Raw genomic sequence first — 26,217 nt, 5'->3', positions numbered from 1 at the left:
CCGCTATTTTTGCCGGGATAGCCTGCCTGGAAGGCGCATTCTCAGGGCGATCCGTCGTTGAGCGGCGAAAAATTGCATAAAATTTTGTGCCGCCCGAGGGCCGATCGCCGGACAAAAAAAATCCACCGGCGCAGGGCCGGTGGACGAGAGGGGCACTATACCGTGACGCTTACTTGCGGCGACCGGTAATGCGGCACCACTCTTCGCGCTCGGCGACCGGGTCGAGCGTGAACTTCTCTGCGTAGGCTTCCGCTACGCTGCTCGCCTGGCTGGCCAGCACGCCGGACAGCCCCAGATGGCCACCGGCCTTCGGCAGACAGCCGATCAGCGGCGCCAGCTCGCGCAGCGGGCCGGCGAGGATGTTGGCGACCACCACGTCCGCCAGCAGGTCGGCAGGCTGGTCTTTCGGCAGATACAGCTCCAGACGCTCTGAAACGCCGTTACGCTGCGCGTTGTCGCGGCTGGCCTGAATGGCCTGGGGATCGATGTCGATGCCGATAGCGCGCGCCGCACCCAGCTTCAGCGCGGCGATCGCCAGGATGCCGGAGCCGCAACCGAAGTCGATAACGGTTTTGCCGGCCAGATCGAGGCCGTCCAGCCACTGCAGGCACAGCGCGGTGGTCGGGTGGGTGCCGGTGCCAAACGCCAGGCCCGGATCGAGCATCACGTTGACCGCGTCGGGATCGGGCACGTCACGCCAGCTCGGGCAGATCCACAAGCGCTCGCCGAAGCGCATCGGATGGAAGTTGTCCATCCACTCGCGCTCCCAGTCCTTGTCTTCCAGCTGTTCTATCTTGTGGCGGAAACCGGCGCCCAGCAGCGGGTGCTGTTCCAGCATCGCCACCACCTCGGCCATATCGGTTTCGGCGTCGTACAGGCCGATCACATCGGTATCGCCCCACAGCAGGGTTTCACCCGGCAAGGGTTCGAACACCGGATTGTCGTGGGTGTCCTGGAAGGTCACCGACACGGCGCCGCTTTCCACCAGCGCGTCGCTCAGGTCTTCCGCCTGGCTGCCGGTGGTGTTCAGTTTGAGTTGGATCCAAGGCATAGCAATTCTCTTCAAGAGGGTAATGATGACGCCGCCCGGCGCTTTTCGCCGACGACGTTACCGAGATAAAACGCCAACAGGCTGAGCAACAGCGAAGGCACGATAGGGTGCAGCCCCGCCGGTTGCAGGTTGAAGCTGGCCAATAGCGTATAGCATACCGCACCCGACACCATTGAGCTAAGCGCTCCCTGTGCATTGGCGCGTTCCCAATACAGGCCCAGCACCAGCGGCCACAGGAAGACCGCCTCCAGCCCGCCGAAAGCCAGCAGGTTGAGCCAGATGATCATCTCAGGCGGCCGCCAGGCCGCCAGCAGCACCAGCAGACCGAGGATCAGCGTGGTCAGGCTGGAGAAGCGCTTGATCAATCGCTCGTTGTGGATCTGCTGCGGCCGCACGCCCAGGTAGAGATCCTTGATGATGGTGGCGGAGGATTGCAGCAGTTGGGCGTTGATGGTCGACATGATCGCCGCCATCGGCGCCGCCAAAAAGATCCCGGCGGCGTACGGCGGCAGCACGGTGATCATCAGCGTTGGGATCACCTGATCGGGAATCTTGAGATCGGGCAATACCGCGCGGCCGAGCGCGCCGGCCAGGTGCATGCCGAACATCAGCACCGCCACCACTACGGTGCCGAGCAGAATGCCGCGATGCACCGCCTTGCTGTCCTTGTAGGAGATGCAGCGCACGGCGGTGTGGGGCAGGCCGATCACCCCAAAGCACACCAGGATCCAGAATGACGCCATAAACGGCAGGCTGAGGATCTGATCGCCGCCCTGCGGCGACACCAGCGCCGGATCGATCTGCTGCAGTTTGCTTACTGCGCTGTCCAGTCCGCCGGCGGCATGGATCACCGCCACCAGCAGCAGCACGGTGCCAAGCAGCATCACCAGCCCTTGCATGGCGTCGTTCAGCACGCTGGCGCGGAAGCCGCCGAAGGCGGTGTACAGCGCGATGCTGATGCCGAAGATCAGCAGGCCGGTGTCATAAGGAATGCCGGCGGCGGTCTCCAACAGGCGGGCGCCGCCGATGAACTGCACCGTCATGGCGCCGAGGAACGCCACCAGCAGGCTGAGGCTGGCCAGCCACACCAACAGGCGGCTTTGGTAGCGGCCATACAGCATGTCATTGAGGGTAATGGCGTTGTAGCGCCGCGCCAGGATGGCGAATTTCTTGCCCAGCACGCCGAGCGACAGCCACACCGCCGGCAGTTGGATCATCGCCAGCAGTACCCAGCCCAGGCCGTATTTGTAGGCGGCGCCGGGCCCGCCGATAAACGAGCTGGCGCTGATGTAGGTGGCGGTCAGGGTCATCGCCAGCACAAAGCCGCCCATCGAGCGGTTGCCGAGGAAGTATTCGCTGAGGAAATTTCCGTTCTGACGGCGGCGATAGGCATACACCGACAGGCCGAACACCAGCAACAGGTAGGCGACCAGCGGCAGGATCACTTCAGTTTGCATCGCTGTCCTCCAGCGAAATGTCGCGGAACACCGTGCGCACCATCAGCCAGCACAGGCCGATGAACAGCAGCGGCACCAGCAGGCAGGCCATTTCGAACCAGTGCGGCAGGCCGGTGACGCCGATGGCGCTGTCCGGCAGGTAGGCCGCCAGCCCCCAGGCCAGCAGGTAGAGCAGCGTCAGCCCCAGCGCCCAGCGCGCTTCGCGGTGCGCCTGAATAAAGCGTTTGTCCATCCGTGTCTCCCATAGGTTTACGGTGATGGATTCATCAAAGGTAGGGAATTTTACGGCATGACGGCGTTTTGCCAAGCCGTTACTGGCGTCAGCGCCAAAGAAAAAGGCCGGTGATTAACCGGCCTTTCGTCAGACGATGCTGCGTGCCTGCTTAGGTTTCCTGCAGACCCAGCTTCTTCTCCAGATAGTGGATGTTGGTGCCACCGTGCTGGAAGTTTTCGTCGTTCATGATCTTCTGCTGCAGCTCAACGTTGGTTTTGATGCCGTCGATGATCAGTTCAGCCAGGGCGTTTTTCATGCGGGCAATCGCCACGTCACGGTTTTCGCCGTAGGTGATCAGTTTGCCGATCATGGAGTCATAGTACGGCGGTACGGTATAACCGGCGTAGATATGAGATTCCCAACGCACGCCGAAACCGCCTGGCGCGTGGAAGCGGGTGATCTTGCCCGGGCTCGGCAGGAAGGTGTTCGGATCTTCGGCGTTGATACGGCATTCTACCGCATGGCCGTGGATCTTCACTTCTTCCTGTTTGATCGACAGCGGCTGACCGGCAGCGATGCGCAGCTGCTCTTTGATCAGATCCACGCCGGTGATCATTTCGGTAACCGGGTGCTCTACCTGAATACGGGTGTTCATTTCGATGAAATAGAACTCGCCGTTTTCATACAGGAACTCGAAGGTGCCCGCACCGCGATAGCCGATTTCCACACAGGCTTTCGAGCAGCGCTCGCCGATATAGCGGCGCATTTCGCTGGTGATGCCGGGCGCCGGCGCTTCTTCGACCACTTTCTGGTGGCGACGCTGCATGGAGCAGTCGCGCTCGGCCAGATAGATGGCGTTGCCCTGGCCGTCGGCCAATACCTGAATCTCGATGTGACGCGGATTCTCCAGGTATTTTTCCATGTACACCATGTCGTTGTTGAAAGCCGCTTTGGCTTCCGCTTTCGTCATGTTGATGGACTGCTCCAGGTCTTTGTCGCTGCGCACGACGCGCATGCCGCGGCCGCCGCCGCCGCCGGAGGCCTTGATGATCACCGGATAACCGATGCGCTTGGCGAAGGCACGGTTTTTATCCATGTCATCGGTCAGCGGGCCGTCGGAGCCCGGTACGCAGGGCACGCCGGCTTTTTTCATGGCGTTGATCGCGGAAACCTTGTCGCCCATCAGGCGGATGGTTTCGGCTTTCGGGCCGATAAAGATGAAACCGGAGCGTTCAACCTGCTCGGCGAAGTCGGCGTTCTCGGACAGGAAGCCGTAGCCCGGGTGGATCGCCACTGCGCCGGTGATTTCCGCCGCCGAGATGATGGCCGGGATGTTCAGATAGCTTTTTACCGATGGCGCAGGACCGATGCAGACGGTCTCGTCGGCCAGCAGAACGTGTTTCAGATCGCGGTCGGCCGCGGAGTGAACCGCAACGGTCTTGATGCCCAGTTCTTTACAGGCACGCAGGATGCGAAGCGCGATCTCGCCGCGGTTGGCGATAACAATTTTATCAAGCATGGGGGCGCCTCGTTATTCGATGACGACCAGCGGCTCGTCATATTCGACCGGCTGGCCGTTTTCCACCAGGATGGCTTTCACGACGCCGGACTTGTCCGCTTCGATCTGGTTCATCATTTTCATGGCTTCAACGATGCACAGGGTATCGCCGGCGTTCACTTTCTGGCCCACTTCCACGAAGGCTTTCGCGTCCGGGCTTGGGGTGCGGTAGAAGGTGCCTACCATTGGGGAACGAACGACGTGGCCACTCACGGCCGCCGGTGCTGCAGGGGTTTCTGCCGCAGGCGCGGTGGCAACGGCGTTAGCCAGGGCTGGCTGCTGCTGTGCCGGCATCGCGTAGGCCTGCTGCATGACGGGATAAGCCTGCGCCGGTGCGGCACGGCTGATGCGAACCGATTCTTCGCCTTCAGAGATTTCCAGTTCAGAAATGCCTGATTCTTCAACCAGTTCGATCAGTTTCTTGATTTTACGAATATCCATGAGTGTGATTCCGTACTCTTTTTGTGGAGCAATTAGTGGGTTTTCGACAGACGGTTAACCGCTGCCTGTAAAGCGAAAGCGTAGCCATCCGCGCCGAGGCCGCAAATCACGCCTACCGCTACGTCTGAGAGATAAGAGTGATGGCGGAAAGGTTCGCGGGCGTGCACGTTGGACAGGTGGATCTCGATGAACGGGATCTGCACCGCCAGCAACGCATCGCGCAGCGCCACGCTGGTATGCGTGAACGCCGCCGGATTTATCAGAATGAAATCGGTATTGCCGCGCGCCTGATGGATGCGATCGATCAGCTGATGCTCGGCGTTGGACTGCAGATGGCTCAGGGTAATATCCAATGCGGATGCCTGGTTTTCCAATCCGTTAACAATCTCTGTCAGCGTCGTGCTGCCGTACTTCTCCGGCTCACGCGTCCCCAGCAGATTGAGATTGGGGCCGTTCAGAAGCAAAATGTGAAACTTATCCGCCATTGTGCTGGTATCTCCGGCAATAAAACCATCATCGTAGAAAATAACCCGATGTTACCGATTTGTCACCTGTTAAGGGGCAAATTCACCCTGAGAACAGAAACAAGGTCGGGCATTATAACGATATCGTAGCAATTCGCAGCTAAATACTGGTCTTATCAGCGAAGATATTCAACCCCAAATCGACGAACTCGGGGAGCCGTGACAGGAATATGAGCGCTGGAACACAAAAAAAGTTCCCGCCGGCGGCGCGCGTTTTTCAGCGGCAATCCCACGCGCCGCCGCGCGATTCAGCGCCACCAGGCGCGGAATTTCTTGTAACGCAGGCCCAACAGCGCCACCGCCAACAGCGCGTAAATGAACGGCTGGGGTGAAAACGTTTTGACCGACCACAGATAGTGGATGGGCGCGAGGATCGCCGCCAGATAGACGAAGTTGTGCAACGTTTGCCATTTGGCGCCCAGTTTGCGCATCGCCCACAGCGTCGAGGTGGCCGCCAGCGCCAGCAGGATCAGCCAGGTGAGGATGCCGAGCGTCAGATACGGGCGGTTCACCAGCTCGCTGCCCAGCAGGCCGAGATTGCTCAGCCCCAGTTCCAGCGTGGAGTAGCTTATCAGGTGCAACGTGCCCCAGGCAAAGCACCACAGCCCGACCAGGCGGCGGCAGCGGATCAGCAGCGGTTGCCGGGCGTAGCGCGCCAGCGGGGCGATAGCCAGCGTGGCCAGCAGCAGTTTCAGCGTCATCCTGCCGGTAAAATGCTGAATGTCCTTGGACGGATCGGCGCTGAACCAGCCCTGATCCACCGCCAACACCAGCCAGAGAAAGGGCAAAAACGCCGCCAGATGCAGGGCGGCTTTCAGCCATTTGATATGAACAGGCGTCAGGCGCACTTAGAAATTCTCCCGCAGGTCCATGCCGTGATACAGCGACGCCACCTGATCGGCATAGCCGTTAAACAGCAGGGTCGGTTGGCGTTTGACGTCGAGTATGCCGCCGGCGCCGATGAAACGCTCGGTGGCCTGCGACCAGCGCGGATGATCGACGTGCGGATTCACGTTGGCGTAAAAACCGTACTCGTTCGGCGCAGATTGGTTCCAGGTGGTCGGCGGCTGATCGCGTACCAAACGGATATGCACGATCGACTTGATGCCTTTGAAGCCGTATTTCCACGGCGTAATCAACCGCAGCGGCGCGCCGTTTTGCGGCGGCAGGGTTTTGCCGTACACGCCGACGGTCAGCAGCGTCAGCGGATGCATCGCCTCGTCCAGCCGCAGCCCTTCGACGTAGGGATATTTCAGGCCGCCGCCGATAAAGCGATCTTTCTGGCCGGGCATCTGTTCCGGATCGTACAGCGTCTGGAAGGCCACGTAGCGCGCGTTGCCGTTCGGCTCGGCCAGCTTGAGAAGCTTGCCCAGCTCGAAACCGATCCATGGCACCACCATCGACCAGGCCTCGACGCAGCGCATGCGATAAATGCGCTGCTCCAGCGGGAAACGCTTCATCAGATCGTCGATATCCAGCGTTATCGGCTTCGCCACTTCGCCGTCGATGCGCACTTTCCAGCCTTCGGTCTTCAGCCCGCCGGCGTTGGCGGCCGGATCGGCCTTGTCGAGGCCGAACTCATAGAAGTTGTTGTAGCCGGTGACCTTGTCTTCCGGCGTCATCGCCAGCTGCGCCTGCCAGGCGGCCGGTTTGCTGAATTCCAGCGCTTTGCCCGGCGGCGCCTTGGGACGATCGTTGCCTTTGAACCACGACAGCAGGTCCGCCTGTGCGCCGGTAGGCAGCGCCAGCGTGGCGGCGGTGATGCCGAGCGCCTGCAGCACTTTGCGCCGCTGGTGGAATACGCTCTCCGGCGTGACGTCGGCCTCGGTCAATTTGGGGTGTTTGTTCATGCTTATGTTCTCCGCGACTGATGCCCGCCACCCGCGAGCGGTTAACGGGGCTCCATGAAATAAGCATGGCGCTAAAGCCGGCCGGAAGCGAGGGGACGCGGGAAAATATGAAATTTCGCAGACGCCGGTGAGCCCCCCGTCGCCGGGGGGAGTCCGTCAGCGGATTTTCACCAGAGTGCGGCCGGTGATTTGGTTGTTCAGCAGCGCGGCGGCGGTGGCCGGCGCCTGTTCGAGGGTGATTTCGTGCGTGGCCTGCTGATAGAAACTGTCCGGCAGAATGCCGGCCAGCCGTTCCCAGGCGGTTTGGCGGCGATGCAGCGGCGTATGCACCGAGTCCACCCCTTGCAGGCGCACATTGCGCAGAATGAACGGCATCACGGTGGTCGGCAACTGATAGCCGCCGGCCAGGCCGCAGGCGGCGACGGTGCCGTTATAGTTCATCTGCGCCAGCACCCGGGCCAGCAGTTTGTCGCCGACGGTGTCCACCGCGCCGGCCCACAGCTGTTTCTCCAGCGGACGCGGCGTGTCGATATAGCCATCGCGCGACATCACCTCTTTGGCGCCGAGCGCTTTCAGGTAGTCGGTATTGCTGTCGCGGCCGCTGATGGCGGTCACCCGGTACCCCAGCGCCGCCAGCAGGGCGATGGCGGTGCTGCCCACGCCGCCGCTGGCGCCGGTAACCAGGATATCGCCGTCGTCCGGGTGTACCCCGCCTTCCTCCAGCGCCATCACGCACAGCATGGCGGTAAAGCCGGCGGTGCCGATGATCATCGCCTTGCGCTCATCCAGGCCGTTCGGCAGCGGCACCAGCCACTCGCCGGAGACGCGAGCCTGCTCGGCCAGGCCGCCCCAGTGGTGTTCACCCACGCCCCAGCCGGTGAGCACCACGCTTTGCCCCTCTTTAAAGCGAGCGTCACCGCTGTGGCGCACGGTGCCGGCGAAGTCGATGCCCGGCACCATCGGGAAATGACGCACGATCTTGCCTTTCCCGGTGATCGCCAGCGCATCCTTGTAGTTCAGGCTGGACCAGTTGATGTCGACGGTAACATCGCCTTCCGGCAACCGATCGCTGCCGATATCTTTGATATGAGCCAGAGTTTGGTCGTCTTGTTGTTCCAATAACAGTGCACGCATGTCACTCTTCCTCTCGTTTACACTTTTCTATCAATGGCTGAATCACATTTATTTGACTATATGCATAATAAGCGGCCCAAGTCCTGATAAAGGACAAAAACGGCGCTTGCAGGTTTAATTCCTCAGCAAGGCTTGTTAGGGTTGGACGGCCCCTTTTAGCTAAAGGGTGAACACTCACTTAACCATAGCGGACAAGGCACAGGGATGCGATTTACCACCAAACTCTCTGCATTGATCACTCTGTTGGTCGCGCTGGCGATGTTTTTGATGCTGATGGGATGCTCATACAGCTTCTTTTACGTTACCCAGGATCGCCAGGAGCGTCGCTTTGATTCGCTGGTCACGTCTCTCGATCAAGCCATGTTGCGCGAGTCGCCGCGCGATCAGGAGAAATGGTTGCCGATTGTCATGCGCCCGCTCGGCATTGTGTCGATCCGCGTAGAGGCCGGCGCCAGCAAGCTCCTCGACTATAAATTGCCGACGGCGAAAAAAGAGCCCTGGGATGCGCTGAACGGCTATCGTCAGGTCTCGCGCCCGCTGTTGCAGCACCCGGGCAGTACGCTGCAAATCACCTACCTCGATCCCTTCGCCAGCGATGTGCGCACGTTGCAATCCACGGCCGCCGTCACGCTGTCGATCGTCGTTATGGTGGTGATTTTGCTGTTCAGCCTGCGCTGGCTGCGTGAACAGGCCGACGGCGAGGATCGTCTGGAGCGCCGCGCGCGGCGCATTCTGAACGGCGAGCGCGAAAACGTCATGCAGGGCGACGTGCGCGAATGGCCGGCCAACGTCAGCGGGGCGCTCGACCGCCTGCTGGCCGATCTGGCGGAAGCCCGGGAGGAGCGCAGCCGGGTCGATACGCTGATCCGCGCCTTCGCCGCGCAGGACGCCAAAACCGGGCTGAACAATCGCCTGTTCTTCGATAACCAATTGACCACTCAGCTGGAAGAGGAAGGCTCGCACGGCATCGTGATGATGGTGCGGCTGCCCGATTTCGAGACCCTGCGCGACACGCACGGCAGCGTAGCGGTGCAGGAGCTGATGTATTCGCTGGTCAATCTGCTGTCTACCTTCGTGATGCGCTATCCGTCGGCGCTGCTGGCGCGCTATTTTCACAGCGATTTTACCGTCTTGCTGCCGCATCGCACGCTGAAGGAGGCCGACGGCATCGCCTCACAGCTGGTCAACGCCATCGATGCCTTGCCTTCCACGGCGATGATCGACCGTGAGGCCTTCCTGCACATCGGCATCGTGGCGTACCGCAGCGGCCAGACCACGGAGCAGGTGATCGATTACGCGGAGCAGGCGACGCGGCACGCCACGCTGCAGGGCGAAAACGGTTGGTACGTGTACGACAGCCAGGTGCCGGAAAAGGGGCGCGGCAGCGTCAAGTGGCGCACGCTGCTGGAACAGGTGCTGGCGCGCGGCGGCCCGCGGCTGTATCAGAAACCGGCGGTGACCGTGGAAGGCGAGGTGCACCACCGTGAGATCATGAGCCGAATTTATGACGGCGCCCAGGAATTGCTGCCGGCGGAATATATGCCGCTGGTGGAGCAATTGGGGTTGGCGGAGAGTTACGATCGCCAACAGGTGAGCCGCATCATCCCGTTGCTGGCGCAGTGGCCTGAAGAAACGCTGGCGTTCCCGCTGTGCGTGGACTCGATTTTGCAGCGCTCTTTCCAACGCTGGCTGCGCGATACGCTGTTGCAGTGCGAAAAAAGTCAGCGTCGACGAATTCTGATTGAACTTGCGGAGGCAGATGTGTGTCAACATATCGACCGTTTGCGTCCGGTGCTGAGGTTGCTGTCAGGGCTGGGTTGCCGCCTGGCGGTGTCCAAAGCGGGGTTAACCGTGGTCAGTACGTCCTATATCAAGTCGTTGCAGGTGGAGATCGTCAAGCTCCACCCGGGGTTGGTGCGGAGTATCGATAAGCGGGACGAAAATCAGCTGTTCGTGCAGAGCCTGACCGGCGCCTGCGCGGGCACGCGCGCTCAGGTGTTCGCTGCCAGCGTACGTACGCGCAACGAATGGCAGACGCTGAAAGAGCGTGGGATCCATGGCGGGCAGGGCGACTTTTTCGCGTCGCCGGAACCGATCGACGTGGGGCGTAAAAAATATTCACGTCGTTATCGTGTTTAAGCTGATTGACGGACAAAAATTGACGTAGAATGAGGACCGGATCCATCTGGGCCTCGTTACCGTCTTTTTGGAGTTTTTTCCAAACTGCCTGCGACAACAACGCCTATTTGAGATAGGCTCTTGTCTGCCTTTATCTGGTTGACGTTGGTAGGTGCTTACCACCGGCGGCAATCAGGGAATATGTTAGATTTTATGAGCTGTGTTACGCCGTTTCGTGCGTTGACAGGGTGGTAAACTGAGCCTTTGTTCAGGGAATTCAGGCCTCATCCAATTTCCGTGCATTCGAGCAGAAACAATACAGACTATTTTTCACCGAAGTAGAACGTTTTTGCGCCTTGTCGCTGCTTCGTGTGGTTGGTAAAGTAGGCGGATTTTATTTTCCGCCCCCAGCTTGCAGGATTATCCTTTCGTTATGTTTAAGAAATTTCGTGGCATGTTTTCCAACGACTTGTCCATCGACTTGGGTACCGCCAATACCCTGATTTATGTTAAAGGGCAAGGCATCGTACTGAATGAACCTTCGGTGGTTGCCATTCGCCAGGATCGTGCCGGCTCCCCAAAGAGCGTAGCGGCCGTCGGTCATGACGCCAAACAGATGCTGGGCCGCACCCCCGGCAATATCGCGGCTATTCGCCCGATGAAAGACGGCGTGATCGCCGACTTCTTCGTGACCGAAAAAATGCTGCAGCACTTTATCAAACAGGTTCACAGCAACAGCTTTATGCGCCCAAGCCCGCGCGTGCTGGTCTGTGTGCCGGTCGGCGCAACCCAGGTTGAACGCCGCGCTATCCGCGAGTCCGCCCAAGGGGCCGGCGCGCGTGAAGTGTTCCTGATTGAAGAGCCGATGGCGGCGGCGATCGGTGCAGGCTTGCCGGTTTCCGAAGCGACCGGCTCCATGGTGGTGGATATCGGTGGCGGTACCACTGAAGTGGCGGTGATCTCGCTGAACGGCGTGGTGTACTCCTCTTCCGTGCGCATCGGCGGTGACCGTTTCGATGAAGCCATCATCAATTATGTGCGCCGCAACTATGGCTCGCTGATCGGCGAAGCCACCGCAGAGCGCATCAAGCACGAAATCGGTTCTGCCTATCCGGGCGACGAAGTGCGCGAAATCGAAGTGCGCGGCCGTAACCTGGCTGAAGGCGTACCGCGCGGCTTTACCCTGAACTCCAATGAAATCCTCGAAGCCCTGCAAGAGCCGCTGACCGGCATCGTCAGCGCGGTGATGGTTGCGCTGGAGCAGTGCCCGCCAGAATTGGCCTCCGACATTTCCGAACGCGGCATGGTCTTGACCGGCGGCGGCGCGTTGCTGCGCAACCTCGATCGCCTGCTGATGGAAGAAACCGGCATCCCGGTCGTGGTGGCGGAAGATCCGCTGACCTGCGTGGCGCGCGGCGGCGGCAAGGCGTTGGAAATGATCGACATGCACGGCGGCGATTTGTTCAGCGAAGAATAGTCAGCCCCTGGAAGGAGGAATCGTATCGGATGAATGCGCACAGCGAAAATCGGGTACGGTTCCTCTTTCTGTTGTCGAGGAACTCGCATAATTTATGAAGCCGATTTTTAGCAGGGGGCCTTCCCTGCAACTGCGACTTTTTTTGGCGGTGATCGCGGCCATTGGCCTGATCGTTGCCGACAGCCGGCTCGGCACGTTCGTGAAGATACGTAACTACATGGACACCGCAGTCAGCCCTTTCTATTTTCTGGCCAACGGGCCGCGTAAAGTTTTGGACAGCGTGTCGGAAACGCTGGCCACCCGCCAACAGCTGGAGCTGGAAAACCGAGCTCTGCGGCAGGAACTGCTGCTGAAAAACAGCGATATTCTTCTTCTTGGCCAATTCAAGCAGGAAAACGCCCGCTTGCGCGAGCTGCTGGGTTCCCCGCTGCGCCAGGACGAACACAAGATGGTCACCCAGGTGATCTCCACCGGTTCCGATCCGTACAGCGACCAGGTCGTTATCGACAAAGGGTCGGATAACGGCGTCTATGAAGGCCAGCCGGTGATCAGTGACAAGGGCGTAGTTGGCCAGGTCGTGGCGGTGGCGAAGGTGACCAGCCGCGTGCTGCTGATCTGCGATGCCTCGCACGCGTTGCCGATTCAGGTGCTGCGCAACGATATTCGGGTGATCGCCGCAGGCAGCGGCTGCGCCGACGATCTGCAGCTGGAACACCTGCCGAACAATACCGATATCCGCGTTGGCGACGTGCTGGTGACCTCCGGCCTCGGCGGCCGTTTCCCGGAAGGGTATCCGGTGGCGGTAGTCTCTTCGGTCAAGGTCGACAATCAACGCGCTTACACTGTGATTCAGGCACGGCCGACCGCCGGTCTGCAGCGCTTGCGCTACCTGCTGCTGCTGTGGGGCGCCGATCGCAACGGCGACATGCCGTTGCCGCCGGACGAAGTTCACCGCGTGGCCAATGAGCGCCTGATGCAGATGATGCCGCAGGTGTTGCCGCCTGCCGGTTCGGTCGGGCCGCAGCTGCCGGCGCCGGCCACCGGCGTGGCGCCGCAAACCGTCGCTCCGGCGTCTGCCCAGCCTCCAGCCCAGCCTGCCGCGGCGGGAGTGGTGCAATGAACAGTTACCGCAGCCACGGGCGCTGGATCATCTGGCTGTCGTTCCTGGTGGCGTTGGTGCTGCAAATCATGCCGTGGCCGGAACAGATCTACATGTTCCGGCCTTCGTGGCTGGTGCTGATCCTCATTTACTGGGTGATGGCCTTGCCGCACCGCGTCAACGTCGGCACCGGTTTCGTGCTGGGGTTGATCATGGATCTGATCCTCGGCTCCACGCTGGGCGTGCGCGCGCTGGCGCTGGGCATCATCGCCTACCTGGTGGCGTTCAAATTCCAACTGTTCCGCAATATGGCGCTGTGGCAACAGGCGCTGATCGTCGTGCTGCTGTCGCTGTCGATGGACGTGGTGGTGTTCTGGGCTGAGTTTTTAGTGATCAACGTCTCTTTCCGCCCAGAGGTGTTCTGGAGTAGTGTGGTAAACGGCATTTTGTGGCCGTGGTTATTCCTGTTGATGCGCAAAATCCGCCGTCAGTTCGCCGTACAGTAAGGGTATCTCAATGACTTCGCTTTATCTGGCCTCCGGCTCCCCACGTCGACGTGAACTGCTGACCCTGCTGGGCGTATCGTTCGACATCCTGTTGACGCATACCGAAGAGCAGCGCCGGGAAGGCGAAGCCGCAGAAGCCTATGTGCGCCGCCTGGCGCAGGACAAGGCCAAAGCGGGCGTGGCGCTGGCGCAGGAAGATCGGCCGGTGCTGGGCGCCGACACCATCGTGGTGCTCAACGGCCGGGTGCTGGAGAAGCCGCGCGACGAAGCCCATGCGGCACAGATGCTGGCGGCCCTGTCGGGCAAACAGCATCAGGTGATGACGGCGGTGGCGATCGCCGATCGCCAAGACGTGCGTTGCCAGCTGGTGGTGACCGACGTGACGTTCCGCAGCCTGTCGCAACAGGATATCCGCGACTATATTGCTACGGGCGAACCGATGGATAAAGCGGGCGCCTACGGCATTCAAGGAAAGGGTGGTTGTTTCGTCAGAACGATAACCGGGAGTTATCACGCGGTGGTCGGTCTGCCACTGGTCGAAACACATGAGCTGCTCAGTAATTTTGTCGCATTACGTGATGTAAGAACCGGTTGATGGGCGCTGCCATTATCGACCGGCTCTGAGGAGAAGGCATGACAGCTGAGCTACTGGTTAATATCACACCGTCTGAAACGCGGGTCGCCTATATCGATGGCGGCATTCTGCAAGAGATTCATATCGAACGCGAATCCAAACGCGGCATCGTCGGCAATATCTATAAAGGGCGCGTCAGCCGCGTCCTGCCGGGGATGCAGGCGGCGTTCGTCGACATCGGCCTGGACAAGGCCGCCTTCCTGCACGCCTCCGACATCATGCCGCATACCGAATGCGTCGCCGGCGACGAGCGGAAAAACTTCCACGTGCGCGACATCGCCGAGCTGGTGCGCCAGGGGCAAGACCTGATGGTGCAGGTGGTGAAAGATCCGCTCGGCACCAAGGGCGCGCGTCTGACTACCGACATTACGCTGCCTTCGCGCTATCTGGTCTTCATGCCGGGCGCGGCGCACGTCGGCGTGTCGCAGCGCATTGAAAGCGAAGCCGAGCGCGAACGCCTGAAGTCCATCGTTGCGCCGCACTGCGACGAGCTGGGCGGTTTTATCATCCGCACCGCGGCGGAGGGCATCGGCGAGGAGGAGCTGGCGCAGGACGCTGCGTTCCTCAAACGCCTGTGGACCAAGGTGATGGAGCGCAAGAAGCGCAACCAGACCAAATACAAGCTGTACGGCGAGCTGGCGCTGGCGCAGCGCATCCTGCGCGACTTCGCCGGCGCGGCGCTGGATCGCATTCGCGTCGATTCGCGGTTGACGCACGATCTGCTGGTGGAGTTTACCGGCGAGTATATCCCGGACATCACCCGCAAGCTGGAGCTGTATACCGGCAGCCAACCGATTTTCGATCTGTACGATGTGGAAAACGAGATCCAGCGCGCGCTGGAGCGCAAGGTGGAGCTGAAGTCCGGCGGTTATCTGATCATCGATCAGACCGAGGCGATGACCACCGTCGACATCAACACCGGCGCCTTCGTCGGCCACCGCAACCTCGATGAAACCATCTTCAATACCAACATCGAGGCGACGCAGGCCATTGCCCGCCAGCTGCGGCTGCGCAACCTGGGCGGCATCATCATTATCGACTTCATCGATATGAACAACGAAGAGCATCGCCGCCGGGTGCTGCACTCGCTGGAGCAGGCGTTGAGTAAAGATCGGGTAAAAACCACGATCAACGGCTTCTCTCAGCTAGGCTTAGTTGAAATGACGCGTAAACGAACGCGTGAAAGCATTGAACATGTGCTCTGTCACGATTGTCCTACTTGCAATGGGCGCGGCACCGTGAAAACGGTGGAAACCGTGTGCTACGAGATCCTGCGCGAAATTGTGCGCGTGCATCACGCCTACGATTCCGATCGCTTCCTGGTGTACGCCTCCGCGGCGGTCGGCGAAGCGCTGAAGAGCGAAGAGTCGCACGCGCTGGCCGAAGTGGAGATCTTCGTCGGCAAACAGGTGAAGGTGCAGATCGAACCGTTGTACAGCCAGGAGCAGTTCGACGTCGTCATGATGTAGCCCGCCCGACATCGGTAGGGGCCCGGCACGCCGGGCCCGTCAGTGCATAGATATTCCCGTTGCCAGGCAGCGGAGCAAGGAGAACTGCGTGAGGCGACTGCCTGGGATTCTGTTAGCAACAGGCGCCACCCTAATTGTGATTGTGGCGCTGCTGATCAGCGGGCTGCGCCTGATGCTGCCGAAGCTGAACGACTACCGCCCCCAACTGCTGGCGCAGGTGGAGAAGCTGTCCGGCGTGCCCGTGCGGATGGATTTCGTGCAGGGCAGCTGGGAAACGTTCGGCCCGCAGCTTGAAATGCGCAACCTGAGCGCTACGCTGCCCAAAAGCGATGTGCATATCGAGCGCGTGACGCTGGCGTTGGACGTGTGGCAGTCGCTGCTGCACTGGCGCTGGCAGTTCCGCGATCTGACCTTCTACCAATTCCGCCTCGACTTGAACGCCACGCTGGGCGGCGACCAGCAGGGCGAAGGCCTTGAGCCGGGCAAAATCAGCGATCTGATGCTGCGCCAGCTCGATCATTTCGATCTGCGCGACAGCCGTATCTCGTTCCTGACGCCCGCCGGCGCGCGCGCCGAATTTGACATTCCTCAGCTGACCTGGCTCAACGGCCGCGATCGCCACCGCGCCGAGGGGCAGATCAGCCTGTCGACGCTGAACGGCCAACACGGCGTGGTGCAGCTGCGCATGGACCTGCGCGATAATCAGGGCCTGCTGGATACCGGCACGGTCTACCTGCAGGCCGATAACATCGATATGAAACCCTGGTTTACCCGCTGGCTGCGCGCCAACACCGGGCTGGAAAGCGCCGACTTCAGCCTGGCGGCCTGGCTGCAGGTGCAGAACGGCCAGATCGCCGGCGGCAATGCGTTGCTCAAGCAGGGGGCGGCGAACTGGGACACCGGCGCCGCGCAGCACCGGCTGGACGTGGATAATCTGGCGCTGTCGCTGCGCCGCCAGGGCACCGGTTGGCAGCTCGACGTGCCGCAACTGCGGTTGAGCACCGACGGCCAGGCCTGGCCGCAGGGGGGGCTTTCCGCGCTGTGGCTGCCGGAAAACACCGAATTCATGGGGCCGGCGCAGAATGAAGAACTGCGTGTGCGCGCGACTGATATTCAGCTGGAGCGTCTGTCGGCGCTGCTGCCGACCTTCTCGTTCCTCAGCCCGGACGTGCTCGACCGCTGGAACGATCTGCAGCCGCAGGGGCAATTGGAAGCGCTGGCGCTGGACATCCCGCTCAAGCAGCCGGAAAAGAGCCGTTTCCAGGCGCTGTGGCGCGATGTCAGCTGGCAGCGTTGGGAACTGCTGCCGGGCGTTAACCACTTCTCCGGGGCGTTGAGCGGCGGGGTGGAGAACGGCCGCCTGACGCTGGGGCTCACCGACAGCACCCTGCCTTACGGCGACATGTTCCGCGCCCCGCTTGAAATCAGCAGCGCGCGTGGCGCGCTGACCTGGCGCTATAACGATCAGGGCTGGGAACTGGCGAGCCAGGGGCTGGACGTCAAGGCGAAGTCGCTGTGGGTCAACGGCGATTTCCGTTATCAGCAGCCGGCCAAGGGCGATCCGTGGCTGAACATCCTGGCGGGCATCCGCCTGTATGACGGCGCCGACGCCTGGCGCTATTTCCCGGAACCGTTGATGGGCAAGCATTTGGTGGACTACCTGAGCGGCGCCATTCAGGGCGGCCAGGTGGATAACGCCACGCTGATTTATTCCGGCGATCCGCAGCACTTCCCGTATCGCAAAAACGAAGGACAGTTCGAAGTCTTCGTACCGCTGCGCCATGCCACCTTCCAGTTCCAACCGGGCTGGCCGGCGCTGACCGATTTGGCGATCGATCTCGATTTCGCCAACGAGGGGCTGTGGATGCATGCGCCGCAAACCCGGTTGGGCAAGGTGGCGGGTAAAAATATCAGCGCGGTGATCCCGGATTACCTGAAAGAGCGATTGCTGATCGACGCCGAAGTCGCAGGTGCGGGCAGCGATGTGCATGACTACTTTATGCAGACGCCGTTGCACGATTCGCTGGGGGCGGCGCTGGAGCAGCTGCAGATCGGCGGCGATGTCAGTGGGCGCTTACATCTAGATATCCCGCTGGACGGCGAGCAGGTCAAAGCCACCGGTGAAGTGGCGCTGAACAATAATTCGTTGCTGATAAAACCGCTGGAAAGCGAGCTGCAGAAGCTCAGCGGCAAATTCCGTTTCAACAACGGCAATCTGGAGAGCGACACCCTGTCGGCCAACTGGTTTGGGCAACCGGTGGCGGTCAACTTCACTACGCAGGAAGGCGAGCGTGACTACAAGGTCAACGTTGGTCTGAAAGGAGACTGGCAGCCGGGCAAGTTCCCCGGCCTGCCGAAAGAGGCCGCCGATGCGCTCAGCGGCAGCGCGCCCTGGCAGAGCCAGGTGGCCATCACGCTGCCGCACCAAGGTTCGGCCAGCTACGATATCGGTCTCGACGCGGATTTGAAGAAAGTGAGCAGTCACTTACCTTCGCCGCTGGACAAGGCGCCAGGAGAGGCGCTGCCGGTGAACGTCAAGGTCAAAGGCGGTTTGAACGGCTTCATGTTGACCGGTAGCGCGGGCAAACAGAACCGTTTCAACAGTGAATGGAACTTCGATAAAAAACAGGTGAATCTGGCGCGCGCCGCCTGGCAAACCAACGGGGGCGGCACGCCGCCGCTGCCGGCCGGCAAGTCGATGACGCTGAATCTGCCGGCGTTGGACGGTGAGCAGTGGCTGGCGCTGCTCGCGCCGGCGCTGAAACAGGGCGGCGGCAGCGGCCAGGTGGGCGGTTTCAGCTTCCCCACCACCGTGGCGCTGACCACGCCGCAGTTGCTGTTGGGCGGCCAGGCCTGGCATAAGCTGACGCTGTCGGCCGAGAAACAGCTTGGCGCTACCCTCGTGAGCGCCAAGAGCGACGAAGTGGACGGCAGCCTGCGGGTGGCCGATCGCGGGCCGTGGCGCGCCGATATCAATTATCTGTATTACAACCCGCAGTTCGCAGAGACGAAAAGCGCGGCGGGCACGCCGCCGCCGTCGACCGAAAAAGTTTCCTTCCGCGACTGGCCTTCGCTGATGTTGCGCTGCAAGTCGTGCTGGGTACTGGGGCAGAACCTCGGCAAGGTCGAGGCGGATCTGACTAATCGGGGCGATACTCTGACGCTGGATCACGGCCTGGTCGATACCGGCCAAGGGCGCATGACCGCCACCGGCCTGTGGAAACAAAACGCGCAAGAAGAGCGCAGCTCGCTGAAAGGCAAGCTGCTCGGCGGCAAGATTGATGAAACCGCCGCCTTCTTTGGCATCACCATTCCGCTCAAGGGAGCGCCTTACGACGTGGATTTCGATCTGTACTGGCATGGCACGCCGTGGCAGCCGCGGGTCGATACGCTGAGCGGCGCGTTGCAGGTCAAAATGGGCAAGGGCGAGATCGACAGCATGGGCGGCGGCCGCGCCGGTCAGCTGCTGCGGCTGGTCAGCTTCGACGCTTTGCTGCGCAAGCTGCAGTTCGACTTCAGCGATACCTTCGGCAAAGGCTTCTACTTTGATTCCATCCGCAGTACCGCCTGGCTGAAAGATGGCATAATGCATACTGATAATCTATTGATCGACGGCTTGGCGGCGGATATCGCTATGAGCGGCCAGATCGATTTGGCGCGCCGCCGCATCGATATGGAAGCGGTGGTGGCGCCGGCGATTTCAGCGACCGTCGGCGTGGCCACGGCGTTTGTCGTTAACCCGATCGTCGGCGCGGCGGTGTTCGCCGCTTCGCAGGTGCTGGGGCCGCTGTGGAGCAAGATTTCGCTGATTCGCTACCATATCGGCGGCGATCTCGACCAGCCGAAGATCAATGAGGTACAGCGTAAGTCAAAGGAGGATAAGGCGTCATGAGGAATGCTAACGTTGCGTTGTTGCAGTTGTGCAGTGGCGATCAGGTGCGCGATAACCTGGCCCAGATTGAACAGCAGATTAAGCAGCTCAATGCCGGGGTAAAACTGGTCATGACGCCGGAGAACGCGCTGCTGTTCGCCAACTCCGCAGCCTACCGCCAACAGGCGGAAAAACAGGGCGATGGCCCGCTGCAGAATGCGGTGCGCGAACTGGCGCGCCGCTATGGCGTGTGGTTGCTGGTGGGCTCGATGCCGCTCGTCAGCCGTGAGAACCCGGAGCTTATCACCACCAGCAGCCTGTTGTTCGACGAGCAGGGCGAGATCCGCGCCCGCTACGACAAGCTGCACATGTTCGATGTGGACATCAACGACGCGCACGGCCATTACCGCGAGTCGGATACCTACCAGCATGGGCAGCACCTGACGGTGGTGGATACGCCGGTCGGGCGTTTGGGCATGACCATATGCTACGATCTGCGCTTCCCCGCGCTGTTCCAGGCGCTGCGGGCGCAGGGCGCCGAACTGATTTCGGTGCCGGCGGCCTTTACGCGGGTAACCGGCGAGGCGCATTGGGAAATCCTGCTGCGCGCCCGAGCGATCGAGAACCAGTGCATGATCCTGGCGCCGGCGCAGGTGGGGCGCCACGGGCCGACCCGTCGCACCTGGGGCCACACGCTGGCCGTCGACGGCTGGGGCAAGGTACTGGCCGAGAACCCGGACGCCGTGGCGGCACTGAAGGTGCGCGTGGACGCCGCAAGCCTGAAAAATATTCGTGCGCAGATGCCGGTGCTGCAGCACAACCGATTCCAGACGTCGCTGACGGCGCCGTCTGACAAGTTATCCTCCAATCAAGAGTGAAACCATTATGAGTCTGACGTTTGTCAGTGAGCAGTTACTCGCTACCAACAAGCTGAGTCATCAAGACCTGTACTCGGTACTGGGTCAACTGGCAGAACGCCGTATCGACTACGCCGATCTCTATTTTCAGTCCAGCTATCACGAAGCCTGGGTGATCGAGGACGGCATCATCAAGGATGGCTCTTACAATATCGACCAGGGCGTCGGCGTGCGCGCCGTCAGCGGTGAGAAGACCGGGTTCGCCTATGCCGATCAGATCACTCTGAATGCGCTGCAGCAGAGCGCCCAGGCGGCGCGCAGCATCGTGCGCGAGCAGGGCGACGGGCGGGCGCATACCCTGGGCGAAATCGGTTATCGAGCGCTGTACCCGCTGCTCGATCCGCTGCAAAGCCTGCCGCGCGAAGAGAAAATCGCCCTGTTGCACCGCGTCGACAAGGTGGCGCGCGCCGCCGATGCGCGGGTGCAGGAAGTGAACGCCAGCATCACCGGCGTTTACGAGCAGGTGTTGGTGGCCGCCACCGACGGCACGCTGGCGGCGGACGTTCGCCCGCTGGTGCGCCTTTCCGTCAGCGTGCTGGTGGAGCAGGACGGCAAGCGTGAGCGCGGCTCCAGCGGCGGCGGCGGCCGTTTCGGCTATGACTACTTCCTGGAAACCGTCGACGGCGACGTGCGCGCCGACGCTTACGCTAAAGAAGCGGTGCGCATGGCGCTGGTCAACCTCGGCGCGGTAGCGGCGCCGGCCGGCAATATGCCGGTGGTGTTGGGTGCCGGCTGGCCGGGCGTGCTGCTGCACGAAGCGGTGGGCCATGGCCTGGAAGGCGACTTCAACCGGCGCGGCACCTCGGTGTTCAGCGGCCATATGGGCGAGCGGGTGGCGTCTGAGCTGTGTACCGTGGTGGACGACGGCACCCTGCAAGGGCGCCGCGGTTCGCTGGCGATCGACGACGAAGGCGTGCCGGGCCAGTACAACGTGCTGATCGAAAACGGCGTGCTGAAAGGCTACATGCAGGACAAGCTCAACGCGCGCCTGATGGGCGTCGCGCCGACCGGCAACGGCCGCCGCGAGTCCTACGCGCATCTGCCGATGCCGCGCATGACCAATACCTACATGCTGGCGGGTAAATCGACGCCGGAAGAGATCATCGCCAGTGTTGAGTACGGCCTGTACGCGCCGAACTTTGGCGGCGGCCAGGTGGATATCACCTCCGGCAAGTTCGTGTTCTCCACCACCGAAGCCTATCTGATCGAGAAGGGCCGCATCACTAAACCGGTGAAGGGGGCGACGCTGATCGGCTCCGGCATCGAGGCTATGCAGCAGATCTCGATGGTCGGCAACGATCTGGCGCTCGATAAAGGCGTGGGCGTGTGCGGCAAAGAAGGCCAGAGCGTGCCGGTGGGCGTCGGCCAACCGACGCTGAAACTGGACACGCTCACCGTCGGCGGCACGGCGTAATTTTTCCTCCAGGGGCCACGCGTTGGCCCCTCAATCATGCTCCATTTTGCGGCCTTTCTCGCATTCGTAACGCTAAGCGCGGCAGGACGCCGTAGCCTGCACGATATAATGGAATAAAATTGACGTGGCGAAAAAACAGAGCAATACGATGATGACGCGTCTGGCTATACCCGCCCGGCGTTGGCTGCTGGCGCTGGGCGTCCTGTCCCTGACGGGCTGCGCCCGCTCCGATGCGCTGTGGGGCGTGGTCGATAAGCTTTGCATGGCCAATTATCAGCAAAAGCGCGATCCGGCGCCCTGTGAGCAGATTTATATGCCGCAGGGGAAGGCCCAGGGCTTTAGCGTGCTGCAAAATCCGCGTTACCCCTATCATTTTATTCTGGTTCCGACGGCGCCGCTCTCCGGCATCGAAAGCCCGCAGCTGTTGGCCGGGGAACGGACGGACTATTTTGGCTATGCCTGGCTGATGCGTTATCGGCTGGCCGCCGAATATGGCGGGCCGGTGCCGGATGATATGTTGGGCATGGCGATCAACTCCGCATACGGCCGCAGCCAAAACCAATTGCATATTCACCTGACCTGTCTGCGTGAGGACGTGCGGCGTCAATTGCAGGCGGAACGTCCCTACATACAGGAACAATGGCGGCCCTTGCCGGATAAGCTGTTGCGCCACACCTACTACGCGCGCCGCGTGATGCAGCCAACCGCGATGGGCGTTTACCCGATTAAGGATCTGGCGGATTATTTCCATCTGTCGCCGCCGCAGATGGCGGAATATGGCGTGGCGTTAGTGCCCACTACGTTTGGCGGCCAACGGGGGTTTATTTTGCTGGCCTCGAAGCGCGGCTGGGACGTCGGCAACCGCGCTTCGGTAGAATCGCTGCTGGATAAAGAGTGCGCGATTTTGCCGCGTTAATTTTGCGACATAAAATGACGCAGGTGAGAGCGGCGAAGCATCGCTCTCACCTCGTTGTCCCTACCTGAACCGCGCATCCCGCGCAAACAGAAAAGCGGCTTCCCGCTGGCGAGCATCGGCTTGTGCCTGATCCCCCTGATAGCGCAAGATCATGATCAGCGTGGCGTAGACGTTGGCGTCGATGCGGTGCTGCAGATAGGCATTGGCCCACTGCCGATAGCCGGTCAACAGGGCATCATCGCGCGTTTGGTTATAGACCAGCAGCGCGTGAGATTGCTCGTCGAAGGTTTTGCGCTCCCGGTAGATCCAGGCGGCCGGCGGCGGCATCTGCTCGATGCTGTCGATGTTGGCCAGCATAGTGCGCTCCGACTGAGTGAGCGCCATGCGCCCTTGCCAGGCGAAGGCCGCCATCACCAGCACGCCGAGCGCCGCAAGCGCCACCGGCAGGCTCAGGGCTTTGGCGAACGGCAGCGGGCGGGGCTCGCCGGTTTGGCCGTCCAGCAGCGCCAGCAGCAGCAGAAACGCCAGCCAGTGCGGCGCAGACAGATAGAAAGGGTATTCCAGCTGAGTGTGTATCAGCATCGGCAGCAGCACCAGGAACAGGCCGACGCGCGCACCGTTCTGCTGTTCTCGATCCCGTTGCCAGGCGCTTTTCAGCAGCCGTACGCCGGCGGCAAGGACGATAGCGATACCCGCCAGCGCCGTCAGGCCGCCCTCGACCCACCACAGCAGGATTTCATTGTGCGGATGCCCGGCGACTTCCAGCACTTCTCTCCAGGGCATTGTCTGCAGGCGGAAGTGCGCGAAGCTGTATTCAAAGCCGCCGTAGCCCCAGCCCAGCAGCGGCTTGGCCAGGATCATGGCGCCGACGTCGTGCAGCATGGTCAGGCGCGCGCTGTTGGAAAGCTCCCGTCCGATCAGGCCAGCGCGGCCATCCAGACCAAAACCGGTGAACAGCACCGTCAGACCGATCGCGGCGCCCAGCAGCAGCGCGCCGCCGGCCCAGCGGCTTGCGGCCGGGCGTTGGCGGGCAAAGCGCCACAGCAGCAGCGCCGCCGCCAATGCGGCCCCCAACCAGGCGGCGCGCGACTGGATCAGCACCAGCAGGGCGGAGAAAGCGGCCAGCAGCGCGAGCAGCGGGATTTGCCGCCGTGTCGGCGCAGAGAAGGGAGCCAGCAGCAGCCAGAGCGCCAAAGCCAGCCCGGTGGCGATAAAGCTGCCCAGCACGTTCGGCTGCTGAAAGACGCCGTAGACCCGGCCGCCGTTAGGGGATACCCAGGCCAGCGCGGGGGCGAACAGCTGTAAAGCCGCCAACAACGCCTGAATGCCGACGGCAAACAACAGGCCGAACAGCAGCAGCTCGCGCTGCCGTGCGGTGACGCGCAGCTGCAGGCAGGCGACATAGAACAACCAACCGCCGAGCAAACCGGCGCAGCGCCACAGGGCGTCTTCGCGCCATTCGGGGCGGGTATACAGCAACGGCAGCGCCAGCACGGCGATGCCGAGCAGCAACAGGCGCGCGGTGGGCGTGAGCGAAAGGTGGATGCGACCCAGGCAAACGGTAAACGTCACGATCAGCGTAGTGAGCGCCATGACGCCCCAGGCCAGAATGTTTTGCGGCAGCGCCAGACCGTCGCCGCCCATGTTGGGATGATAGACCGGCAGGACCGCCGCCATCCAGATCAGCAGCAGGGGCAGCACGGCGATGGTCGCTGCGTTAGCGGGAGATTTATCGGCCATGGTTAACCTGCCAAGGCCTGATAGCGTTTATTAAATGCATGCTTTGATTATTCCCTATCCTTTATCCTGGTGTTGAAATGCGTGTAATGTTGAAATCGAAAATGTCTCACGGGAAATTTAAACCGTCTTTATGGTAAAGCGATAAATAATATTTGCCCTGAGAATGCGCGAGGCTGTTTGCCCAAAGAAAGGTTAAGCCGTATTTTTCACTCGCAAAAGGCATTTTTGTTGTTTGCAAAAACAGACGCGCTATTTTCTCAAATCTATTGTGATTCAGTCAATTTTTAATCTTAATGTTGTTTTTATTAATTAAAATCAATGGGTTGTTTGTGGTTCTTGCGTGTGTGGATATCGTGGGGTATCCCGGCAACGGCCTAGATTGGCAGGCAGTGTGAAGAATAAAAGAGGTATCTGCTTGTTTAATTGATGCCGTCAATGGCGGCGTGACGGTGGAGATTTACTTCATCGTTTTCCATTGCTGATTTTTAAATTCAATGTGATTTTCATGGTTTTAATTTTATTAAGATTCTTCCTGTCTTTATCTGTTTTTTTAAATTTTCATGAAATAATTTATTATTAGGATTGTTCTGCTGCATTGGAAATAAAAGCGGTTATGACTTGAGCCTCCCCGTTGCCGCGGCAGAATACAGACTAACGCGCCTGCCCAAGCGCGTTAATCTCGTCTCTTGTGCGCTTACTCCACGTCGCCGATCCGCTCCAGCGCATCCACCACCAGATCCCAGAATTTATCCTGATCCAGTTTGACCGCGACCTGGGTGTGGCAGTCCGGCGGCGGCGGCGCGCGGAAGTCCGCGACCGTCATGCCCAACGTCAGGGTGCCGGTCAGCTCGATATCCACCGGCACTTTGCGCACCGACATAACGCTCGGATCGATCACATAGGCCACTGCGCAAGGATCGTGCACCGGCGGGGCGCTGAAGCCCTGCGCCTGTTGGTACATACGGCCAAAGAATGCCAGCAGTTCGCCGACGAAGGTGGCCGGCCGGGTGCCGAGGGTGGCGATGCGTTCGCAGACTGCCGGCGTGGCCAGCGCCTGGTGGGTGAGATCCAGCCCGACCATGGTCAGCGGCCATTTTTCATTGAACACGATGTGCGCCGCCTCGGGATCGATTTTGATATTGAACTCCGCCACCGCGCTCCAGTTGCCCACATGATAGCCGCCGCCCATCAGCACCACTTCCTTGACCCGCTCGGCAATGCGCGGCTCTTTACGCACCGCCATGGCGATATTGGTCAGGCCGCCGGTCGGCACCAGCGTCACGCTGCCGGGCGGGTGGGCCATCACGGTATCGATGATCAGATCCACCGCGTGGCGCGAGTCCAGCTGCAGGTGAGGCTCCGGCAGCACCGGGCCATCGAGGCCGGAGTCGCCGTGAATGTCGGGTGCCACTTCGATATTGCGCACCAGCGGGCGCGGGCAGCCGGCGGCGAAGGGCACGCCGGTGATATTGGCGATGCGCGCCACCGCGAGGGCGTTGCGCGTCACTTTGTCCAGCGTTTGGTTACCCACCACGGTGGTGACCGCCAGCAGGTCGATCTGCGGATTGCCCCAGGCCAGCAGCAGGGCGATGGCGTCGTCATGCCCCGGGTCACAGTCCAGTATGATTTTTTTCATGGTTATTCCTGATGCAGGGAGAGGTGCCCGCAGCATAACGCAGCGCAGCGGCGTGGGATAATGCCGATGATGCTTTTGTTAACGGCATCAAAGCCTTGCCATTATTACGATGTAATGAAACGTAAATCCTCATCGCCGGGCTTTACCCTGGAGTTTACTCCAGGGTTTACAGTGAGCTTCAGCGTGAATGC

General features: G+C 60.9%; 21 protein-coding genes. 10 read left to right on the top strand and 11 right to left on the bottom strand.

Going from position 1 to position 26,217, the window contains the following annotated elements:
- Positions 1–169: 169 nt before the first annotated feature.
- The 9 genes from prmA to EDY99_RS18715 all read right to left on the bottom strand — a co-directional run bounded on the left by prmA (position 170) and on the right by EDY99_RS18715 (position 8,229).
- Entirely contained in the window at positions 170–1,051 is an 882-nt protein-coding gene (prmA, locus tag EDY99_RS18755; RefSeq protein WP_033644444.1) for a 50S ribosomal protein L11 methyltransferase, read from the bottom strand.
- Positions 1,052–1,062: 11 nt separating this feature from the next.
- A complete protein-coding gene (panF, locus tag EDY99_RS18750; RefSeq protein ID WP_004936863.1) occupies positions 1,063–2,508 on the bottom strand; it encodes a sodium/pantothenate symporter in 1,446 nt (481 codons plus the stop codon).
- Positions 2,498–2,740 (bottom strand): YhdT family protein, encoded by a 243-nt coding sequence (locus EDY99_RS18745; protein WP_033644445.1) that lies wholly within the window; start codon positions 2,738–2,740, stop codon positions 2,498–2,500. The genes panF and EDY99_RS18745 overlap by 11 nt, the downstream gene beginning before the upstream one ends.
- 151 nt (positions 2,741–2,891) lie before the next feature.
- On the bottom strand, positions 2,892–4,241 hold the full coding sequence (accC, locus tag EDY99_RS18740) for an acetyl-CoA carboxylase biotin carboxylase subunit (protein ID WP_033651233.1): 1,350 nt from the start codon (positions 4,239–4,241) through the stop codon (positions 2,892–2,894).
- Positions 4,242–4,253: 12 nt separating this feature from the next.
- Positions 4,254–4,721, bottom strand: coding sequence for an acetyl-CoA carboxylase biotin carboxyl carrier protein (gene accB, locus EDY99_RS18735; protein WP_033636178.1), 468 nt, complete (start codon positions 4,719–4,721; stop codon positions 4,254–4,256).
- Positions 4,722–4,753: 32 nt separating this feature from the next.
- Entirely contained in the window at positions 4,754–5,206 is a 453-nt protein-coding gene (gene aroQ, locus EDY99_RS18730) for a type II 3-dehydroquinate dehydratase (protein ID WP_004936891.1), read from the bottom strand.
- A 287-nt stretch (positions 5,207–5,493) separates the two neighbouring features.
- Positions 5,494–6,093: a protein-methionine-sulfoxide reductase heme-binding subunit MsrQ gene (msrQ, locus tag EDY99_RS18725; protein WP_016930241.1), complete on the bottom strand. Its 600-nt coding sequence runs from the start codon at positions 6,091–6,093 to the stop codon at positions 5,494–5,496.
- Entirely contained in the window at positions 6,094–7,095 is a 1,002-nt protein-coding gene (gene msrP / locus EDY99_RS18720) for a protein-methionine-sulfoxide reductase catalytic subunit MsrP (RefSeq protein WP_089195228.1), read from the bottom strand.
- A gap of 156 nt (positions 7,096–7,251) precedes the next feature.
- On the bottom strand, positions 7,252–8,229 hold the full coding sequence (locus tag EDY99_RS18715) for an MDR family oxidoreductase (RefSeq protein ID WP_033644448.1): 978 nt from the start codon (positions 8,227–8,229) through the stop codon (positions 7,252–7,254).
- A 204-nt stretch (positions 8,230–8,433) separates the two neighbouring features.
- Here EDY99_RS18715 and csrD point away from each other — a divergent pair, with 204 nt between their 5' ends.
- The 10 genes from csrD to EDY99_RS18665 all read left to right on the top strand — a co-directional run bounded on the left by csrD (position 8,434) and on the right by EDY99_RS18665 (position 22,650).
- Complete coding sequence (gene csrD, locus EDY99_RS18710; RefSeq protein ID WP_033644450.1) at positions 8,434–10,368, top strand: RNase E specificity factor CsrD; 1,935 nt, start codon at positions 8,434–8,436, stop codon at positions 10,366–10,368.
- A 412-nt stretch (positions 10,369–10,780) separates the two neighbouring features.
- Positions 10,781–11,824, top strand: coding sequence for a rod shape-determining protein MreB (gene mreB / locus EDY99_RS18705; protein ID WP_003855260.1), 1,044 nt, complete (start codon positions 10,781–10,783; stop codon positions 11,822–11,824).
- A gap of 94 nt (positions 11,825–11,918) precedes the next feature.
- Positions 11,919–12,944 carry a rod shape-determining protein MreC gene (gene mreC, locus EDY99_RS18700; RefSeq protein WP_033644451.1) on the top strand — a complete coding sequence of 342 codons (1,026 nt, stop codon included), beginning with the start codon at positions 11,919–11,921 and terminating at the stop codon, positions 12,942–12,944.
- Entirely contained in the window at positions 12,941–13,429 is a 489-nt protein-coding gene (gene mreD / locus EDY99_RS18695; RefSeq protein WP_004936918.1) for a rod shape-determining protein MreD, read from the top strand. The genes mreC and mreD overlap by 4 nt, the downstream gene beginning before the upstream one ends.
- Positions 13,430–13,439: 10 nt before the next feature.
- Entirely contained in the window at positions 13,440–14,024 is a 585-nt protein-coding gene (locus EDY99_RS18690; RefSeq protein WP_033644452.1) for a nucleoside triphosphate pyrophosphatase, read from the top strand.
- 38 nt (positions 14,025–14,062) lie between these two features.
- Positions 14,063–15,532 (top strand): ribonuclease G, encoded by a 1,470-nt coding sequence (rng, locus tag EDY99_RS18685; protein WP_019453170.1) that lies wholly within the window; start codon positions 14,063–14,065, stop codon positions 15,530–15,532.
- An 88-nt stretch (positions 15,533–15,620) separates the two neighbouring features.
- Positions 15,621–19,424 (top strand): AsmA2 domain-containing protein YhdP, encoded by a 3,804-nt coding sequence (yhdP, locus tag EDY99_RS18680; protein WP_033651235.1) that lies wholly within the window; start codon positions 15,621–15,623, stop codon positions 19,422–19,424.
- Complete coding sequence (gene nit1 / locus EDY99_RS18675; protein WP_033644455.1) at positions 19,421–20,281, top strand: deaminated glutathione amidase; 861 nt, start codon at positions 19,421–19,423, stop codon at positions 20,279–20,281. The genes yhdP and nit1 overlap by 4 nt, the downstream gene beginning before the upstream one ends.
- Before the next feature lie 7 nt (positions 20,282–20,288).
- On the top strand, positions 20,289–21,734 hold the full coding sequence (gene tldD, locus EDY99_RS18670; protein WP_033651236.1) for a metalloprotease TldD: 1,446 nt from the start codon (positions 20,289–20,291) through the stop codon (positions 21,732–21,734).
- Between the two features lie 151 nt (positions 21,735–21,885).
- The gene (locus EDY99_RS18665) at positions 21,886–22,650 is read left to right on the top strand and encodes a CDP-diacylglycerol diphosphatase (RefSeq protein WP_033644908.1); all 765 of its coding nucleotides are present in this window, start codon (positions 21,886–21,888) and stop codon (positions 22,648–22,650) included.
- A 60-nt stretch (positions 22,651–22,710) separates the two neighbouring features.
- Here the strand turns inward: EDY99_RS18665 and EDY99_RS18660 are convergent, their stop codons facing one another.
- Positions 22,711–24,390 (bottom strand): PglL family O-oligosaccharyltransferase, encoded by a 1,680-nt coding sequence (locus EDY99_RS18660; protein WP_046687886.1) that lies wholly within the window; start codon positions 24,388–24,390, stop codon positions 22,711–22,713.
- Positions 24,391–25,084: 694 nt separating this feature from the next.
- Entirely contained in the window at positions 25,085–26,026 is a 942-nt protein-coding gene (locus tag EDY99_RS18655) for a nucleoside hydrolase (RefSeq protein WP_046687885.1), read from the bottom strand.
- Positions 26,027–26,217 lie beyond the last annotated feature (191 nt).

The sequence above is a fragment of the Serratia sp. LS-1 genome (assembly GCF_003719595.1).
Taxonomy (GTDB): domain Bacteria; phylum Pseudomonadota; class Gammaproteobacteria; order Enterobacterales; family Enterobacteriaceae; genus Serratia; species Serratia ureilytica.
The sequence above is the reverse complement of the archived record's forward strand: the minus strand, read 5'-3'. Positions and strand labels throughout refer to the sequence as shown.

Excerpts from the sequence above, each read along its gene's own strand:
- prmA (WP_033644444.1), bottom strand. The coding sequence starts at position 1,051 with ATGCCTTGGATCCAACTCAAACTGAACACCACCGGCAGCCAGGCGGAA.
- EDY99_RS18660 (WP_046687886.1), bottom strand. The coding sequence starts at position 24,390 with ATGGCCGATAAATCTCCCGCTAACGCAGCGACCATCGCCGTGCTGCCC.
- csrD (WP_033644450.1), top strand. The coding sequence starts at position 8,434 with ATGCGATTTACCACCAAACTCTCTGCATTGATCACTCTGTTGGTCGCG.
- rng (WP_019453170.1), top strand. The coding sequence starts at position 14,063 with ATGACAGCTGAGCTACTGGTTAATATCACACCGTCTGAAACGCGGGTC.
- mreC (WP_033644451.1), top strand. The coding sequence starts at position 11,919 with ATGAAGCCGATTTTTAGCAGGGGGCCTTCCCTGCAACTGCGACTTTTT.
- panF (WP_004936863.1), bottom strand. The coding sequence starts at position 2,508 with ATGCAAACTGAAGTGATCCTGCCGCTGGTCGCCTACCTGTTGCTGGTG.
- accC (WP_033651233.1), bottom strand. The coding sequence starts at position 4,241 with ATGCTTGATAAAATTGTTATCGCCAACCGCGGCGAGATCGCGCTTCGC.
- EDY99_RS18665 (WP_033644908.1), top strand. The coding sequence starts at position 21,886 with ATGACGCGTCTGGCTATACCCGCCCGGCGTTGGCTGCTGGCGCTGGGC.
- nit1 (WP_033644455.1), top strand. The coding sequence starts at position 19,421 with ATGAGGAATGCTAACGTTGCGTTGTTGCAGTTGTGCAGTGGCGATCAG.
- msrP (WP_089195228.1), bottom strand. The coding sequence starts at position 7,095 with ATGAACAAACACCCCAAATTGACCGAGGCCGACGTCACGCCGGAGAGC.
- tldD (WP_033651236.1), top strand. The coding sequence starts at position 20,289 with ATGAGTCTGACGTTTGTCAGTGAGCAGTTACTCGCTACCAACAAGCTG.
- EDY99_RS18655 (WP_046687885.1), bottom strand. The coding sequence starts at position 26,026 with ATGAAAAAAATCATACTGGACTGTGACCCGGGGCATGACGACGCCATC.
- mreB (WP_003855260.1), top strand. The coding sequence starts at position 10,781 with ATGTTTAAGAAATTTCGTGGCATGTTTTCCAACGACTTGTCCATCGAC.
- accB (WP_033636178.1), bottom strand. The coding sequence starts at position 4,721 with ATGGATATTCGTAAAATCAAGAAACTGATCGAACTGGTTGAAGAATCA.
- EDY99_RS18745 (WP_033644445.1), bottom strand. The coding sequence starts at position 2,740 with ATGGACAAACGCTTTATTCAGGCGCACCGCGAAGCGCGCTGGGCGCTG.
- aroQ (WP_004936891.1), bottom strand. The coding sequence starts at position 5,206 with ATGGCGGATAAGTTTCACATTTTGCTTCTGAACGGCCCCAATCTCAAT.
- mreD (WP_004936918.1), top strand. The coding sequence starts at position 12,941 with ATGAACAGTTACCGCAGCCACGGGCGCTGGATCATCTGGCTGTCGTTC.
- EDY99_RS18715 (WP_033644448.1), bottom strand. The coding sequence starts at position 8,229 with ATGCGTGCACTGTTATTGGAACAACAAGACGACCAAACTCTGGCTCAT.
- EDY99_RS18690 (WP_033644452.1), top strand. The coding sequence starts at position 13,440 with ATGACTTCGCTTTATCTGGCCTCCGGCTCCCCACGTCGACGTGAACTG.